Raw genomic sequence first — 17,255 nt, 5'->3', positions numbered from 1 at the left:
AAGCCAATTTATATATGAAAAAAACTACTTCATTAATTTCAAAAAAACATTATCCTATACTTGACGGCTTACGCGGTGTGGCGGCAATTATGGTAGTTGCCTTCCATATTTTTGAAGCTCATGCAACCAGTCATCTGGATCAAGTCATCAACCACGGCTATCTTGCGGTTGACTTTTTCTTCCTGCTTTCTGGTTTTGTTATTAGTTATGCTTATGATGATCGCTGGGGCAAAATGAGTATCACTGATTTTTTTAAAATTCGCCTTGTCAGACTGCAACCGATGGTGATTATGGGAATGATTATTGGAGCCGTTTGTTTTTATTTTCAGGATTCGGTGCTGTGGCCAACGATTCACGAAGTGCCCATTTGGAGAACCTTTATCGTCATGCTTATCGGATTTACGTTGATTCCTTTGCCAATATCAATGGACATAAGAGGGTGGCAGGAAATGCACCCATTAAATGGCCCAGGTTGGTCGTTGTTTTTTGAATATATAGGCAATATTCTTTATGCATTATTCGTACGCAAATTTTCGAATACAGCACTTGCCGTTTTGGTATTTTTGTCGGGTTGTCTTTTAATCCATCTTGCGGTAACAAGTCCAAATGGCGATGTCATTGGTGGTTGGTCGCTAGAACCTGCACAACTTCATATTGGTTTTTCACGTTTGCTATTTCCTTTCTTTGGAGGGTTATTATTGCATCGCATCGTAAAACTGACAACTATTAAAAATGGTTTCTTTTGGGCTAGTTTATTGACGATTGCTGTGCTCGCAATACCAAGAATTGGCGGAAGCGAAAATTTATGGATGAATGGTTTATACGATTCTTTGAGCATCATTATCATTTTTCCATTAATAGTATTTATAGGAGCAAGTGGTGAAGTAACGGGCAAGTACTCTACAAAAATCTGTAAATTTCTAGGTGATATATCCTATCCCATTTATATAACTCACTATCCGTTGATCTATATTTATACGGGTTGGGCTGTTGGCAATAAACCTTCCTTTCAAGAAGCATTTCCCTTTGCTTTATTGACATTAACAGGGGCTATTCTACTTGCTTATGCGTCTTTAAAATTATATGATGAACCGACAAGACTTTGGCTAAAACAGAAAATGCTAACGTATAAATCAGCATTCATCACAGTCAAATAGTTATATACTACCATTGGCAAAAAAGTTCTTTATAAATACCACATTATCTCCCCCGATACTATCTTCAAAAGAAGAAAAAAATATTGAACTTTTTATAAACGCCAATGGTAACTTTTTACAAAAAAGCGATACGATTCGGAGGAATTGTATCGCTTTTTTGTTTAACAAGGTTAGAGGCCACTTTGATTAGTATATCTTTTGCAACCAATACTAAATAAATTTATAATATAATAGCAACATCATTGACAACAATAAAGAACTTAATATTATTGAATGTAAGCGATTTCTTTTATTTGAAAGATATAATGAAATTGAAAAAACAACAATTGAAATATAAACTGTTATTATATCAATATGTGAACAAACAATTGTATAAGGCAATCTAGATAAAGCTAAGGACACAGAATCATTGAGTACTAAATCTGAAAGTTCATCGTCCAACAATATCCATAATAAAGAAAACTTAGCTATTCCAAAAATAATATCAACCGCTAATAAATTTACCCACGCTCTAATTAAAAAAGAATAACCAAAATCATCCTTAAAGAGTGCAATATATAAAAATGTAAATGTCATCGATAACAACACTACTATAAACATAAATATTGTGGAGAAAAATAAACTAAATCCATTTATAACATTTGATATTGATTGGTAAGATTCTGGAAGAATTTTTGAAATCATATAATTTCTAATAATACCATCAACCAATAACAATAAAATATATCCAACAAGAACTATTGTCAATTCTTTCCTTTCATTTTGCATAACAAAGTATTAAATGGCTTCAATTAAAGCTGCTATAAACAGTAAAATCATGGGTTTCCAAACGCTTTTAAATAGATACAAATCATAGAATAAAATCTTTTCTTTTTTCAAGAAACGCGAGAATAAAGTTGCTCCCGATAATCCAATACTTGCAAACCAAATAAGAGCAACAATTTCAAATGGGGCGTGCCAAAGCCTTGACAAAATAAAAGTTAATTTTTGATAATTAGAAACATAAAGTATTGTTGATGTAGCTAAAAATCCATTATATACAAGCACTATAATACTTAAACTACCCGCCGTAAACAAGCCTCCTATTGACAAAAGAAAAGCAACACAAAGGTTATGAATAAAAAGATCAGAAACTCGACTAAAATAAGGGTATTCTGCTGATTTATTTATATTTGCAAAAACCTTATTTTTTTTATGGTTATTAGATATTATTTGCTGGTTTTCACTAGCTTTCATAAAAGAATGGTACATATTAAATGCTATAAAGACTCCCAACAACCAAGCAAACAAGCATATTGACACCTTCATCTTTTTACTTTTTAGTCCCGATTATATTATCAATACGCTTTATAAGACTTGGATGTGTCATACCTCCTTTATCAATAAGATGTTCAGTGAAAAATGATATTTTTCTTAGCGCTTCAACCATTGAATTATTACTCGTGTTTTGGGCACTAAAAGAATCTGCATTATACTCTGCATTATGGCTTATACGAGAAAAAATTATACTAAAAATTAAGCCATAAAGTCCTCCGTAAATTGCAATTGCAAGCCCCTCATTAATTAATGGTAGTATACTTTTCAGCAACATCATAAAGTTTTCCCTGAAAAATAAAAAAAATAAGCATGAAAAAATAAGAAGCAGATAAAAATGTATTAGATCTTTGTTTTTATGATGTGCATATTCATGGAATAAAATTGCTTCAATTTCATCTTCATCACAATTGGCTATAAGCTCATTTCCCAATACAATAATCTTATTTGTTGAAAAAAAACCAATTGCGAAGGCATTAATACATTTTTTTTTAGTTGTATAAACAGGAATAACCGCGCCAAATTTATTTTGCAACAATTGACTATATTTTGGCAGTACCTCTAATCGATTGGTTTGATTTTTTAATATTATTGGAAAAAGAAGTGCAAAGAAACTATTAGCCAATGTCATAGCAAAACCTCCAAGCATAAAATATAAAACGGGGTGCTGAGTTTTAAACAAACTATTATCATCCACAATTCCTAACAATTGAAAAATGAAAATCACAATAAATAGATAAATACCTGAAAGAATAAAATCAAAAACATTAAAAAACAGAAGTTGGCTAATAATCTTTCTTTTAATTTTACCAATAAAAAGATAAGGAATATAAATCACAATGACTTGTAGAAAAGTAAAAGCGGAACTTATTTTTAACGATTTTAGTAACAAGGTTATTATTGTTTCACTCATTTTTTATGTTTTAGATGTATTGAAATAAATAGAGCGAATATTTCAAGAACCAGATTTTATTCGCTCTATCTAAGGTCTCAATTAATGAATTTTATTAATATGCCCCTGCACCAGCACCCAGGACCATGCCTACATAGCCTCCCCATGGGCCGCCAATATAAGTTCCAGCTGCTCCACCAATAAGCCAACCAGCTGCCCCTCCAGCGCCTTGCCAAAAAGAACCGCCACCTAAAGCATATGCAAGTTTTGCATTTTTTGAGTCTTCAACTAACTGATTTCCCATTTTTTGGTAATTACCCGTGGACATTTTACCCACTGCCACCAAGTTTAGCCCAAGCAATGTGGCTAATCCAATCTTTTTTAATCTGTCTCTCATTTCTTTTTATTTAGAGATTACACTTCATCTTTCTAACAAAATAGCGTTAAGGCATACAAGCAATATCCAGTTTCGTAAATATGTTTTTATGATGTAACATCAAATTGTTTATAATACATGTGTCTGATTTTTTTCCCGTCTGTCGTAATAAAACATTCTTTATTATCAACTATTTTACCAAACTCAACAGTAATGTATTGTTCCTTAATTAGAAATTTTAAGCTGTCCTCTTCATATATGAGTTTTTCCACTTCATCATTTGCCTTAACATAAATTGAGTTATCTTTTTCTAAAATTATGATTTCTGTATTGAAATTTTTATACCGCCCAATTATCTTATCCAAACATTTAACATCACTTTTTTGCATTATGGGAGTTGCTTTTTTACAACGTTTTAACCAATTCATATGGAAACTCACGAGAAAATTATATTTTTTAAAAGATCCTTTTAATCTTTGAGATAATGCTAGTAGAGAATATTGGTTGGGATAAATATAAATACCACTTTTTCCAATATAGAAGTAGTTTTTAATTACTTTTTCTTTTGATGGAATTGTTAAATACGGCTCTTTTTTGAAATGATATAAATGATAGGCTATTGTCTCTATCTGATTATTATATGTTAATATTCCATTATTCCATCTAATATCACCTATAAGAGGCTCAAGTAAGCAAAAATTAAAGAAGGCGTTTATCTCTTTAGATTCATGCTTTTTTTTGACAATATGTGTCATACTTTCTATCTCAGAAGGAATATCCTGTAAAGATTTTCCTATTGAGAGAAAATAATTCAACCCATTACATTCATCAAAAGCATAACTGTGATCTGTTGAAAAAACTTTTTTAAAATCTTGACTAGACCTATATAAAGTATTAATGTTTTGCTTGTTTTTATAAAGTGCAAAACAACCGTGTATGTAATCTTTATGCACACTTATTACATCATGATTTTCTAATACTTCTTCATCGATAAAATTTCTAATACTTCCAAATATAATATCTATGTCACCATGTCCCCAAAAATCATACTCTTTCAAGTAACTATTGAAAATTTCCCCATAAGCAGGTTTGAAATCACAAAGTTTATATGCTGATCTAAGTGATACTTCAAACCCCATTTTTTCAGTCGCTAGCTTACGAATATCTTCTAAGGATTTTTTTACCAGTTTAACATTAACTGGCAAATCATTTAAAATAGTTTCATCGGTAACTATTAAAAAATCAATTGACGGGTTAAATTTTACAGAATGCAAGAAAAATTTAAAATACCATGGCCAAGCACCATACCAACAAATTATTATTCCTATTTTATGTTTAAATTCTACATTCTGATTGATTATTTTTTGTTCGCTTTCTGCGTACTGCTGATCCATGATTTTCAACTTGTTAGATTACTCAAAATAATCACATTTACTTCAAATCATTTTATGGTTTTTATGTTAAAAAATTACGGTTTTATGTTAAAATCAAGTCAGATTAAACCTGCTTTTTTAGCCTGAATAATTATTTCTCTATCATTACCTTTGTCTTTTAATAGTCTGCTTTTAATATTAGCTTTTCTTTTCTCAATACAACTTAAAGAAATATCAATATAGTTTGTCATGTTTTTGGTTTTGATTCGCCGAGAAATCAAATCCAATATCTGACAATCTGTAGCATCAAAATTTAATTCTTTACTTATGATTTCGCTTTGAACTCTTTTAATGGTTGTGCTGTAAAACGTATTTCCGGCAAGAATAGACTGAAATACTTCAATAAATAAATCAGCCGTAAGATCATTTTTTGAAACAAATCCTTCTGGATTTATTTTTTGAAAAGCATTTTGTACTAGAACAACTTCGCTATGCATGCTTAAGAGTATTATTTTGCAATCAGGAAAATGTTTTCTGATCAAAAGTGCTAAATCAATCCCAGAATATATATTTTTTTCTTCATAAATTGGCAAGCTAATATCTAAGCAAGCAATTGCAAAGTATTTTTGATTTTTATAAGCATTTATAATCTTTATGTATGCATCCTGACAAGAAAAAGCAGTAATAACATCTATCAAAAAAGAATTGCTTTCTAATTTAGAAAGTATGCTAACATAACCATCAACAGTCATTGGATGGTCATCAACTAATAACAACTTGGTTTTTAACATTTAATGAAGCGAACAAGATTACATCAATTATTACATTTGAAATTTTATAATCAAACGACTTAATAGATTTTCTTAAAACTGTTAGTATATATCCAATGACCAATTCATAATATCTTTTAACTCATTCAAAACTGTTTCTCAACAGAATATCCGCCGAAGAAGAACCAATCATCAAATCAAAATCACCTGGTACCAAAATAAATTCTAATGCATTATTATATTTTTTTGAAAATCTTTCAATTCAAAGACTCAATTTTAGTCTTTTTTGTATTCTTATTATTCAGAAGGAAAACTGCCTTTGCAAATTCTTTTCCCAAATCAATATAACCGTCACTTTTATAATGATACTTGTCTGTATATTTATAAGTGCTTGTCGTTCGCACAATGCTTACATTTGGTTCGGTAGCGGCAAATTTTTCTTGTCCGTATTGCACCAATTCTCCAAAACCCCAAACTTTACCATCGACATCATCCCCAGAATCGGATATTTTTCCAATAACAATAGGCAAATCATTATTTCTAAATGTCGCTCTCATGAGTTCCATCAATCGTTTCAAATTGGCATAATATTGAATGGCAATTTGTTCTGTTTTATCGGAGTCGCTTTCTCCTTGCATCCAAATAATACCACTTGGAATCAAAACATCTTCAACTCCATCGCTGTTTATGTCTTGCACAGCCATAGCGCTATTTACGGTTCTTAGAAAATAATCGTATTGATTGATTCCTTTTCCTCCTCTAAAATCAGGTTCCCAAGCGCCAAAATAAGCAGTTCCACTGCTATCAATCGAAGATCCATTTCTGGCATATTTTATAATGGCCAGTTTTTGGTTTGGATATAATTCCTGCAGTTTTTTGGCAAACGAAAGCTCCACCCCAAATCGATCCGAAAGTGTATTGCTCTTTCCATCAGAGGCAAATCCAGTTCCGTTACCGGGCTGAAGTACCTCCCATTTTCCTAATCCTCCGTTTTTATCATTATCTCCGACAGGATTTCCTTGGTAAATAAATACATTTTTATTTTTTTTATTCAAAGAATCCGGAAGCTCTTTTACATAACCATACCCTTGCATATTCGACTGACCTCCCAAATAAAATACTCTGACGGTGTCTTTTTTGGCTTGTGCCAAAAGTATAAAGGGCATTAGAAGAAACATTAGAATATCTTTCATTTTACCAATTCAAAACTGTCTCTCAAACGAATATCTGCCGAAGACGAACCAATCATTAAATCAAAATCACCTGGTTCTGAAACAAACTCCAATGCATTGTTATAAAAAGACAACTTTTGATTGTCAATAGTAAACTGAATTGTTTTGGTTTCTCCGCGATTCAAAGTAATCTTTTGAAAATCTTTCAACTCAATTATTGGACGTACTACTGATCCCACTTTGTCTCTCAAATACAGTTGAACCACTTCTTCCCCTTTTACGCTTCCCGTATTTTTTATGTTTACCGAAACCGTAATTAATTCGTTGTTTTTCATTGCCTTTTGAGACAATTTCAAATCCGAATATTCAAAAGTGGTATAGCTTAATCCGTATCCAAATGGAAATTTTGGAGAATTCGGCAAATCAATATAGGCCGATTTATACACTTTATCTTCATTAATAGAAGGTCTCCCCGTACTAAAATAATTGTAATAAATTGGAATCTGTCCTTCGTTTCTCGGGAATGACATTGGTAATTTTCCAGAAGGGTTGTAATCCCCAAAAAGAACATCTGCGATTGCGTTTCCTGCTTCAGAGCCCAACCACCAAGTATACACGATAGTTGGTATATTATCGGCAATCCAATCAAAAACAAGTGGTCTTCCTGCATTAATCAAAATAACAATAGGTTTACCCGTTTTTTGAAGTTCTTTGATTAAATCTTCCTGAACACCTGGTAGATGCAAGTTGCTTTTACTTTTGGCTTCTCCGCTTTTATTGAAGTTTTCTCCGATACTCAAAATGATCACCTCAGCTTGACTGGCAACATTCAACGCATCTGCAAAACCGTCTTTGCTTTTGTCCTCGACTCCACATCCTTTGGCATACAAAATTTTGGTTCTTTTGCCTACTTTATTCTCTAAACCTTCCCATTGGGAAACGATATATGTCGAATCTGCCTCTTTTACATCCACAGCCCAAAATCCATGATTGTCTCTTTTGGGTTTTACCATTGGACCAATAAAAGCAATCGTTTTTAGTCCTTTGGAGAGAGGCAAAACATCTCTTTCGTTTTTCAGTAGCACAATACTTTTGGCAGCCATTTCTCTAGCGGCTTTGGTATGTTCTGGATTATTTAGTTCTTTTTGTTCTCGTTCTGGATTGCAAAATATATACGGATCATCAAACAATCCCAATTCAAATTTCTTGCGCAAAATTCTTTTTACGGCATCATCAATTAAGGCAACTGGAACTTTGTTTTCTTTTACCAATTGTTCCAAGTTATAACGGTAGGCATTGCTTTCCATATCCATATCACTTCCCGCACTTATAGAGGCTAGAGCCGCTTCTTTATTGTCTTTTACGTAACCGTGATTCACCATTTCGCCGATCGAACCCCAATCGGAAACCACAAAACCTTGGAAATTCCATTTTCCTTTTAAGATGTCTCTTAGCAAATAAGTATTGGCACTCGCTGGTATTCCGTTAAGGTCGTTGAACGAATTCATGAAAGTGGCAGCCCCCGCATCCAGAGCTGCTTTGAAAGGAGGCAAGTAGGTTTCCCAAAGCATTCTGTTACTCATGTCAACCGAGTTGTAATCGCGTCCTCCAACGGCTGCTCCATAAGCCGCAAAATGTTTAACGCATGCCATAACCGAATTCACATCACCCAAGTTTCCTTGAAATCCTTTGACTCTTGCATAGGCAATTTTTGAACCCAAATAGGTGTCTTCTCCTGCACCTTCCATCACTCTGCCCCAGCGCGGATCACGAGAAATATCAACCATTGGCGCAAATGTCCAATGAATTCCAGAAGCTGCTGCTTCGGTCGCAGCAATTCTGGCCGAAAGTTCAATCGCAGTCAAATCCCAGCTTGCCGCTTCGGCCAGTGGAATAGGGAACGTCGTTTTGTATCCATGAATCACATCCAGACCAAACAACAATGGAATTTTCAATCGGGATTGCATCGCCAAATCTTGGTACTGACGCGTGTATTTGGTTCCCATAATATTCAACATCGAACCGATTAGGCCTTTTTTGATTTCGCTTTGTTTGTTGGCATTAATCGTAATTGGTCCTGTAGCGGCATTGTCTCCTGTGTATTGGTTGAGCTGCCCTATTTTCTCTTCGAGTGTCATTTTCTTTAGCAAAGTTTCCACTTTCTGATCTATCGTCTGTTGCTGCGAAAAGGCAGAAAACGAAAGGAATAGTATTGCTAATGTTATTGATTTTTTCATTTTTTAAATTTTATTTAGCCGTTTTAAACTCTAAAAAATTAAGATTAAAATTTCCTCCTTCAAATTGAACGCGGATTTTATTAATTCCTTGATTCATCTTTACATTTTTTAGCACAATTGTTTCCCAAATTGTTTCTCCTCCAGTAACTGGAAGCTCTATTCTTTCCGAAATTTTATTTCCATCCTGTTCCAAATACAATTTTCCGCCCGCTTTTTCGCTGGAATACCGAACTATAACATCAAAAATGCTTTGTTTTTTTACATCAACTGTAAATTGCAGCCATTCATTATCTTCAATAAAGGAGACTTGAAAACCGTTTGTTGATTTATCCGTACAGGCTACGATATCAACAGCGTCGTTTCTTATTTTGCCTCCTTTGTTCCATTGTGTAAATTTAGTTCCATCATAATTTGCCACATCTTTATCAGAGTAGGCAAAACCATTTTGCCCTAAATCGAATTCGGTTGCAAATACTTTTCCAGGTAAACTGTGTTTTTTGTATGGTTTGACAGCTGTAGTTTGCACTTGTCTGAACATCGCATCAATCACATCGTATCTGATGGTCAGATGTTCCATTTTATAGTTCTCAGCCGTTTGCAACAATACTTTTTTGGCAAAATCTGGTTTGGGTTTTTCTCCACCATTTTTCCAATAATTCAATAATTTATCATAATCCGGAGCTTTTGTAACCGAAGTAACTCCTGCTAAATTTTCAATCTTTTTCATTGGCCAAAAAGCCCAACCAATATTATTGGATTCCATCAAAGAGATGGCTTCCCTAAACCACACATTCGAGTTTTCCCCGCTTTCGCCCAACCAAATTGGAACATTGTACTGGGTTCGGTAATTCAACATCGTTTGAATTGAAGCAGTGTCATTTTGATTCCAATATTTATGAAAACTCAATGCGATATTTTCATCCCAAAGCGGGAACATACCCTTGTAATTATTCCCCCAACAATTCCCTTCAATGATAATCATGTGATGGGTATCAATAGCTCTTATTGCATTTGTGATTCTAACCTGCAACGCTTTTAAAGGAGCGTTTGAAGTTTCGTCGCAACCGTTTTGATTGGTTCCGGTAAAATTCCAATTGGGCTCATTGATAATATCATAACCCCCAATCCAAGGATTGTCTTTGTAACGCTGCGCTAATTTTTCCCAAAGCGCCACCATTTTGTCCTGATTTGCAGCACTCTCCCAAAGTGATGGTTTTGAATCATCATAGTCGGATATTGCAGCATCTTTCCCTTGGCCTCCGGGAGTCGCATGCAAGTCAAGAATTAAATATATTTTATTGGCAGCACACCATTTTACTAAATCATCGGTCATCTCGAACCCTTCTTCTAACCAAGTATTTTGTCCGCCTTTCTCGGTTTCAATTGCTGATGTGTATAAATTGTAATGCATCGGCAATCGAATAGAGTTAAATCCCCATGCCGCCAAAGAGTCAATGTCTCTTTTGGTTATTCCGTTTGCTTTGTAGGCCTTATAGAATTCTTCCGTACCTTTTTCGCCAATTAAATCTGTAATTTTTTGTTTGATTTTATATTGAGGACCCGCAAATGCACCGGTCTGAATCATATAGCCTTCCTGAACCATCCAGCCTCCAACTCCCAAACCACGCAAAACGACATTTTTACCGTTGCCATCTACAATTTTTTGTCCGTCTCTATGCAAAAAACCTTGCGAGTAGCAATTACACACAAAAAGTAAGAAAGTAATAAGTATTGATGAGAAAAATTTCATGAAAAAAGATTTAATTTTTACAATAAAAAATTGCAATTTCATAACCCTTTGAAATTGTGTATTTTTATAAATAGTTGTTTTACTGATAAGATAATAACATTTTTTTTTTGAAAAAGAATAAAAATTGCTACTCTAATAATTGTTTATCAATTATTCTTCTTTATAATAATTGAAGATTTAACTTCCCGGTTATTGTCCAAGCGTAAAACATAAACACCATCAGATAAATTACGTGTGTCTATCGAATTTGTTGTTTCGTTTGAATCGATTTTTGTGATTGAATATTGTTTTCCAGTAAGGTCAAAAATTTGTGCAGTGTATTTGGTAAAGCCTTCTGGAACGCTAAAATTCAATTTATCAGAAACCGGATTTGGATAAACAGTAAATTCATTATCTTTTATTTGACTCTTTTCAACCGATAATTTCGCAGTAGTTGAAGCGTAATTAAAAGATTCCCAACCAGACACAGATTCTCTATTACAATTCATTCCTGAAGCTGCACCACCTTCAGAACAAAGAAATTTTCCATTAAATCCTTTTAAGGCAATTTGCTGCCCTACATTAATCCATTCAAATGACTCCCATCCATTCACAGCGGTACTGTTGGACGTAACAGGTGAAGCTCCGTTTTGCGAATTCATATATTTCCCATTACTGTCTCTTAGTGCAATTTTATTGTCTCCCGCATTAACAACGGTGAATTTTTCCCAACCCTGAGCTGTGCTTCTATCAGCAGTTACCACTCCAACACTATTGTTTGACGAAACATATTTGCCGCTATTCTGGAGTGATATTACGCTTCCAATTGGAGCAATAGGTCTGAGCCTGTCTTGTAATGAGCTTACCAAATTACAATTGGATAATAAAGATTTATTACAAATTTCATTAGTTGCCGTTACAGCATCAGCTATACTAGGTTTGGCACTTCCAAATTTCACATAATTACAAAGTGCATCCCATTTTGGAGTACCTGGAAAGGAGTAAATAGATCGATCTGTATATTGTCTTTTCCAAGCCCAAAATGCCCAGCCAACATTGGCAGCATCATAATCTATTCTGGCATCACGAATCCAATCCAATGTATTCTCTCCGAATTCTCCTGTCCAAACAGGAATATTCAATGCCGTACCTTGTCCTTTTATTAAATTTAAATCAGGATTTGGATCTGACTGACCTTGAGGTCCATAATAATGATTTTCGAATACTAGATTAGAGTCCCATCTTTGTAACATATCATAAAAATCACTCCCATAATAATTCCCTTGAGCAAAAATGAGATGATTTGAATCGACCTCTCTAATTCTTGCAGTCATTACTTTATATGACGCCATTAGACTACTTTTTTGACCATTTCCATTGTCCAAAAGAGGTTCATTAAGCAAATCATAACCTGCAATCCACTCATTACCAACAAAATTTTTATAATGATTTGCTATATGATTCCAAATACTCGCAGCTATGTTAACATTATTCCAGTTGTTCCAAAAATTTGGTGTTCCTCCGTTTGGATTGTCGCAAGTATAGCTTGTACTTTGATATCCTGGGGCTGTGTGCAAACAAAGTATTACGTGAATATTATTATTTTTGGCCCATGATACCGCTTTATCTAGCCAAGTGAACCCATCATTTGTAAGAGTACCTGTACTTTGATTCCAAAACATATTGTATGCAAAAGGGATTCTAACAACATTATAACCTAGCGCTTTTGCTTGTGCAAAATCAGAATTTGTGATATATGAATTTCTCCAATTATTTTCAAAACTTACCGTTTTCCCTTCATCATTTCCAAATAGATCTTTAAATAATCCTCTAATTTGAGTAGGTGATTTTTCTCTTACACTACCTCCAGGTTCAATATTCATCATATATCCCTCCCAAACAAGCCAATTCCCAAAATTCACACCTCTTAAGGTTATAGGGTTTCCGTCTTTTAGTATCTTGGCTCCTGTGCTTGAAACGGTTAGCCTCTGAGAATTTACTTGTATACAAAATAATAAAAGCATCGTGCAAATCGCGCTTTGCAAAAGTTTAAGTTTCTTGTTTTTTATAGTTTTTGGTTTATTATTCATGATTTTTGGTTAGTTAATATTAGATAGAGATTATACAAAAGAATTTATATCAAAAAAAAATTACTTTTTAAACAAACATCAATAGATTCAATGATAAAAATAATTAGTGTTAATAAAAATCATCTTTAAGGAGCAATCCTAAAAGGTCTTATTGACCTTTTAGGCTATATTTTGTAATTAGTTTTATACTTAAATCGATGAGAAAAAAGATCAATCTATTGACTTAATACACCAAAGTTTGAATTGCATTTGGCAAAATGGTAATTTGGGTAGCTTGAGTTCCTACACACAAATTATAAATTACGGTAGCCTCACTTTGGTTCATCACAACCGTTACCATTTTTCCGTCTTTATTCAAAAATGAAGTGCTCAACAAGCTGCTTCTGCTCACGGCAGTGCTAACTCTTTTGGCTTCAGGACGAATAAATTTTGAAAAATGTCCAATATAATAATACGAAGGAGTATAAATTAATTCTCCCGTTTTGGTGTCGGCATGAATAGGAGCAAAACAGAAGTTACCTACATGATTTGGACCGCCATTTTCATCCAAAAGAATATTCCAATCCGTCCAGCCCACTGTTCCATTATTGAAATCATTTATCATTGAAGTTCCATAACGTTCCCCATTCGCCCATAATTGGTAATTTTTGGAGTCAAATTTTTCTACACAACCCTCTGTAAACATTAAATTTTTATTAGGATAGGCTTCATGAACTCTAGCAACATTCTCAAACATTGGATTACCACCTGCCCAAGTTTCATACCAATGGAATCCCATTCCCCAGATATATTTTGATGCTTCGGGATCAGAGAAAACAATATTGGCTCTTTGTACCATCAAATCACGGTTGTGATCCCAAGCAATAATTTTTTTATCCCCCAAACCTTCCTTTTTCATAGTTGGCCCAAGATAATTTTTTACGAAATCCCTTTCTGCTTCAGCTGTATAAACACAAGATTCCCAGGTTTGTACCGCCATTGGTTCATTCTCTGTACTGATTCCCCAAATAGGAATTCCTTCTTTCTCATACGCCTTTACAAATTTGGTGTAATACGTTGCCCAAGGTTGGAAAAACTCGGGTAATAATGTACCGCCTTTCAACATGTCTTTATTGCTTTTCATAAAAGCAGGAGGGCTCCATGGAGTTGCATACACCGTCATTTTCCCGCCTGTAGCAGCAATTGCTTTTTTAATCAGTGGAATTCTATATTTTCTGTCGTGTTCAATTGAAAAAGTTTTCAATGCCGTATCACCTTCATCAATGTAAGTATAACTTGCCGAACTAAAATCAGAACTATGAATCGTAGTACGCACCAAATTGTAGCCGATTCCTTTTTCTGCACTATAATATGCATTAAGAAATTCCTGTTGCTTCTCATTGGATAATTTGGCAAAAACTTCGGCACTCGCATCTGTTATAGCTCCTCCAATTCCCATAAAAGACTGGAATGTTTTATCTGGATTCACAAAAACACAAATCTGTCTTTCGTTGGGTTGCGCCAATTCTGAAAATGTAAGATTGTCTGTTTTTGCCAATCTCAAGTTAGTACTTTCGGCCGTGGTGTACACCGCAACCGTTTTATCCTTTGTAGAAAAAGGATGCACTTGCGCTTTATTTTTTTGCTGTCCAAAGGCAAAAAAAGAGGCTAGTACTAATACTGTGGTGGTTATTTTTTTCATAATCTATAATGTGGTGGTTATTTTTAATTTTTTGAAGCTAATCAATTACCAAGTATACGTCCCTACAGCTCCAGCATCAAGAGAAGTAGTAATCCATTTCCCATTGTATTTAATATTGAACAATGCGGCAGTGTTTCCATCATTTACAACTAATAAAACTATTTTTCCAATTGGCGTTTTGAAAGCAACATTTTGCAAATTACCACTAATTGTACTGGAAATCCTAACAGATCCCATTGGAACAAATTTGGACGCATGTGCCGCTACATAATATCCCACATTTCGAACAAATGATTCAGTACTACTAACTGTTAGTGCCCCTTTACAAGTTGTACATCCTCCTGAAGTATGGGGCCCAAAAGCACCATCATTGGCCAAATTCCATTGCAATGCATTTTTACTCCAATTGCGCATCGAACCTATAATTACGTTTCTGACTTGCCATCTCAAATCACCGTCAAACGCTCCTGTAGATGATGTATATTGTTCCGTAAAGTAAACCTCTTTATTAGGGTATGCATTATGTACCGTGGAAAGAGCACTAATATCACCACCATACAAGTGAAACGCTGAACCGGTTACAAAAGGGTAAGCTGCTGCATCTTTTAGAATCGTAATTGGATATTGGGGGTTATCACAATTATGATCGTAAGTAATGATCTTTGTAGAAATACCAGCTGATTGAAATGCAGGTCCCAAATTATTTTTTATAAAATCGGCTTGCTGCAAGGCTGTCATCACCATACTCGGATTGTTACCCCCGTGTAAAGGTTCATTTTGAGGAGTAATAGCGTCAATTGTGATTCCTTCGGCTTTCATTTTTTGAATAAATTTGACAAAATATTGGGCATAAGCCTCATAATATTGAGGTTGCAAACTGCCTCCCACGAAATTATTATTGTCTTTCATCCAAAGTGGTGCAGACCACGGAGAACCCATTATTTTAATATTGGGATTAATTGCCAGAATTTCTTTAAGCAACGGAATAACATCAGTTTTATCAGGAGCTAGGCTAAAATTTGTCAAACTTACATCTGTTTGTCCAGTTGGCATATCATCATAAGTAAATGGTGTCGCATTCAAATCGGATGCGCCAATACTAATTCTTAAATAACTTAGTCCAATTGAATTATCTCCAGAACCAAACAATTCTTGCAATAAATCATTCTTTTTTTGAGTAGCCAATTGATTGATTACTTGTGCGCTTCCGCCAGTTAATGTAAAACCAAAACCATCAACGGTTTGATAGGTTTGAGCATCGTCAATTTCAATATTTGGATAAATATTTATTCCATTTGCAAAAGCTAAAATACCGGTTTGTTTTTGCAAGAGCACTGTTTGATCCCCTTTGGTCAACCAAAAATCAACTTCATTTTTTACTACAGGAGGCTTCGGGGTTGGTTTTGGAGCTGGTGAATCGCCTCCTTCATTAGAAGAAGAACAACTGATATGTATGACTGAAAAGGCTATTGCAAAAAACAGCTTAGTTACTTGATGAATATTTTTCATTATTTATTTGTAATTAATTTCGATAAAAACAGGGAAATGATCCGATGGGTATCTCAAATCTTTAGCGTCCGATATAACAGCATATTTATTAACTGTAATGCGGCTGCTTTTTGATAGAAAAACATAATCAATCAAATGTGTTGATACTTCGTTGTATTTAAAATTATTAAAAGTTCCATAGGGTCCAAAAGGTTTTTCTTTAGAAATTGTTTTGGCATCATTCATTTTATTTTTTAATGCAATAATCCGTTCTGTTTCGGGTTCTGAATTAAAATCACCCATCAAAATAACGGGGTATTTATTACTATTTAATTTTTCTATTCTTGAAAGTATAAGTTCTAATCCTTTGGTTTTTGATACTTCTCCAATGTGGTCCAAATGAGTATTAAAAACCCAAATCAATTTATTCGTTTCCTTATTTTTTAAAAGTGCGAAGCTGCAAACTCTGTTGCAAGCGGCATCCCAGCCTATTGAAATGGTATCAGGAGTTGCCGATAACCAAAAAGTATTGGATTCGATCATTTTGAATTTTTCTTTGGCATAAAAAATATTCGAGGATTCCCCCTTTCCTATTCCGTCTCTTCCTATTCCTACATAATTGTACTGCGGAAGCGCATTTGCTATATCCAATACTTGATTGGGTTTTGCTTCTTGAACCCCAAAAATATCGGGAGCATAAAATTGAATCTGTGAATTAAAAAAATCTTTCCTGTGTGTCCAGTCATTTTCTCCATCACTTTCCACATCCAACCTAATATTGTAAGTCATCACTTTCAAGGTTTGGGCATTAGAAAAAAATCCCATTAGAATGAAAATGATTGAAATTGCTATTTTTTTAGAAAGATCCATGTGTTCTTTTTTTGATTAGTTTTCGTTAGTCTTACGATAAATGTACTAAGATAATTCTTCACTAGAGCTTCTACCCAACTTAAAAAAAGCAGAAGCTGCTAATGAA

The 17,255-nt window shown here is 34.1% G+C and carries 14 protein-coding genes; 1 reads left to right on the top strand and 13 read right to left on the bottom strand.

What is annotated here, in order from left to right:
- Positions 1-14 precede the first annotated feature (14 nt).
- Positions 15-1,157: an acyltransferase family protein gene (locus tag KZH69_RS06860; RefSeq protein WP_219316716.1), complete on the top strand. Its 1,143-nt coding sequence runs from the start codon at positions 15-17 to the stop codon at positions 1,155-1,157.
- Between the two features lie 210 nt (positions 1,158-1,367).
- Here the strand turns inward: KZH69_RS06860 and KZH69_RS06855 are convergent, their stop codons facing one another.
- The 13 genes from KZH69_RS06855 to KZH69_RS06795 form a co-directional block, all read right to left on the bottom strand.
- A complete protein-coding gene (locus tag KZH69_RS06855) occupies positions 1,368-1,925 on the bottom strand; it encodes a hypothetical protein (RefSeq protein WP_219316715.1) in 558 nt (185 codons plus the stop codon).
- A 9-nt stretch (positions 1,926-1,934) separates the two neighbouring features.
- Positions 1,935-2,465 (bottom strand): stage II sporulation protein M, encoded by a 531-nt coding sequence (locus KZH69_RS06850; RefSeq protein WP_219316714.1) that lies wholly within the window; start codon positions 2,463-2,465, stop codon positions 1,935-1,937.
- Positions 2,466-2,469: 4 nt separating this feature from the next.
- Positions 2,470-3,384, bottom strand: a complete 915-nt coding sequence (locus KZH69_RS06845) for a M48 family metallopeptidase (protein ID WP_219316713.1) — start codon at positions 3,382-3,384, stop codon at positions 2,470-2,472.
- Positions 3,385-3,478: 94 nt separating this feature from the next.
- Positions 3,479-3,760 (bottom strand): hypothetical protein, encoded by a 282-nt coding sequence (locus KZH69_RS06840; protein WP_219316712.1) that lies wholly within the window; start codon positions 3,758-3,760, stop codon positions 3,479-3,481.
- 86 nt (positions 3,761-3,846) lie between these two features.
- On the bottom strand, positions 3,847-5,133 hold the full coding sequence (locus tag KZH69_RS06835) for a DUF6625 family protein (RefSeq protein ID WP_219316711.1): 1,287 nt from the start codon (positions 5,131-5,133) through the stop codon (positions 3,847-3,849).
- A gap of 98 nt (positions 5,134-5,231) precedes the next feature.
- The gene (locus KZH69_RS06830) at positions 5,232-5,888 is read right to left on the bottom strand and encodes a response regulator (RefSeq protein WP_219316710.1); all 657 of its coding nucleotides are present in this window, start codon (positions 5,886-5,888) and stop codon (positions 5,232-5,234) included.
- Between the two features lie 251 nt (positions 5,889-6,139).
- Positions 6,140-7,075, bottom strand: coding sequence for a sialate O-acetylesterase (locus KZH69_RS06825; protein WP_219316709.1), 936 nt, complete (start codon positions 7,073-7,075; stop codon positions 6,140-6,142).
- Positions 7,072-9,291, bottom strand: coding sequence for a beta-glucosidase BglX (bglX, locus tag KZH69_RS06820; RefSeq protein ID WP_219316708.1), 2,220 nt, complete (start codon positions 9,289-9,291; stop codon positions 7,072-7,074). Before bglX ends, KZH69_RS06825 begins: the two co-directional genes overlap by 4 nt.
- Before the next feature lie 10 nt (positions 9,292-9,301).
- Positions 9,302-11,041 carry a cellulase family glycosylhydrolase gene (locus KZH69_RS06815; RefSeq protein ID WP_219316707.1) on the bottom strand — a complete coding sequence of 580 codons (1,740 nt, stop codon included), beginning with the start codon at positions 11,039-11,041 and terminating at the stop codon, positions 9,302-9,304.
- A 146-nt stretch (positions 11,042-11,187) separates the two neighbouring features.
- On the bottom strand, positions 11,188-13,110 hold the full coding sequence (locus KZH69_RS06810) for a cellulase family glycosylhydrolase (RefSeq protein WP_219316706.1): 1,923 nt from the start codon (positions 13,108-13,110) through the stop codon (positions 11,188-11,190).
- 223 nt (positions 13,111-13,333) lie between these two features.
- On the bottom strand, positions 13,334-14,791 hold the full coding sequence (locus KZH69_RS06805) for a glycoside hydrolase family 30 protein (RefSeq protein WP_219316705.1): 1,458 nt from the start codon (positions 14,789-14,791) through the stop codon (positions 13,334-13,336).
- A gap of 45 nt (positions 14,792-14,836) precedes the next feature.
- Positions 14,837-16,300, bottom strand: a complete 1,464-nt coding sequence (locus KZH69_RS06800; RefSeq protein WP_219316704.1) for a glycoside hydrolase family 30 protein — start codon at positions 16,298-16,300, stop codon at positions 14,837-14,839.
- Positions 16,301-16,303: 3 nt separating this feature from the next.
- Complete coding sequence (locus KZH69_RS06795) at positions 16,304-17,149, bottom strand: endonuclease/exonuclease/phosphatase family protein (RefSeq protein WP_219316703.1); 846 nt, start codon at positions 17,147-17,149, stop codon at positions 16,304-16,306.
- Positions 17,150-17,255: the final 106 nt, after the last annotated feature.

Source organism: Flavobacterium taihuense, assembly GCF_019351435.1.
GTDB classification, from domain to species: Bacteria; Bacteroidota; Bacteroidia; order Flavobacteriales; family Flavobacteriaceae; genus Flavobacterium; species Flavobacterium taihuense.
Note: the sequence above shows the minus strand (reverse complement) of the source record. Positions and strands in the feature narration are given on the sequence as shown.

What these genes read in the sequence shown, in the direction of transcription:
- KZH69_RS06860 (WP_219316716.1), top strand. Translation starts at nt 15, where the DNA reads ATGAAAAAAACTACTTCATTAATTTCAAAAAAACATTATCCTATACTT.
- KZH69_RS06855 (WP_219316715.1), bottom strand. Translation starts at nt 1,925, where the DNA reads ATGCAAAATGAAAGGAAAGAATTGACAATAGTTCTTGTTGGATATATT.
- KZH69_RS06850 (WP_219316714.1), bottom strand. Translation starts at nt 2,465, where the DNA reads ATGAAGGTGTCAATATGCTTGTTTGCTTGGTTGTTGGGAGTCTTTATA.
- KZH69_RS06845 (WP_219316713.1), bottom strand. Translation starts at nt 3,384, where the DNA reads ATGAGTGAAACAATAATAACCTTGTTACTAAAATCGTTAAAAATAAGT.
- KZH69_RS06840 (WP_219316712.1), bottom strand. Translation starts at nt 3,760, where the DNA reads ATGAGAGACAGATTAAAAAAGATTGGATTAGCCACATTGCTTGGGCTA.
- KZH69_RS06835 (WP_219316711.1), bottom strand. Translation starts at nt 5,133, where the DNA reads ATGGATCAGCAGTACGCAGAAAGCGAACAAAAAATAATCAATCAGAAT.
- KZH69_RS06825 (WP_219316709.1), bottom strand. Translation starts at nt 7,075, where the DNA reads ATGAAAGATATTCTAATGTTTCTTCTAATGCCCTTTATACTTTTGGCA.
- bglX (WP_219316708.1), bottom strand. Translation starts at nt 9,291, where the DNA reads ATGAAAAAATCAATAACATTAGCAATACTATTCCTTTCGTTTTCTGCC.
- KZH69_RS06815 (WP_219316707.1), bottom strand. Translation starts at nt 11,041, where the DNA reads ATGAAATTTTTCTCATCAATACTTATTACTTTCTTACTTTTTGTGTGT.
- KZH69_RS06810 (WP_219316706.1), bottom strand. Translation starts at nt 13,110, where the DNA reads ATGAATAATAAACCAAAAACTATAAAAAACAAGAAACTTAAACTTTTG.
- KZH69_RS06805 (WP_219316705.1), bottom strand. Translation starts at nt 14,791, where the DNA reads ATGAAAAAAATAACCACCACAGTATTAGTACTAGCCTCTTTTTTTGCC.
- KZH69_RS06800 (WP_219316704.1), bottom strand. Translation starts at nt 16,300, where the DNA reads ATGAAAAATATTCATCAAGTAACTAAGCTGTTTTTTGCAATAGCCTTT.
- KZH69_RS06795 (WP_219316703.1), bottom strand. Translation starts at nt 17,149, where the DNA reads ATGGATCTTTCTAAAAAAATAGCAATTTCAATCATTTTCATTCTAATG.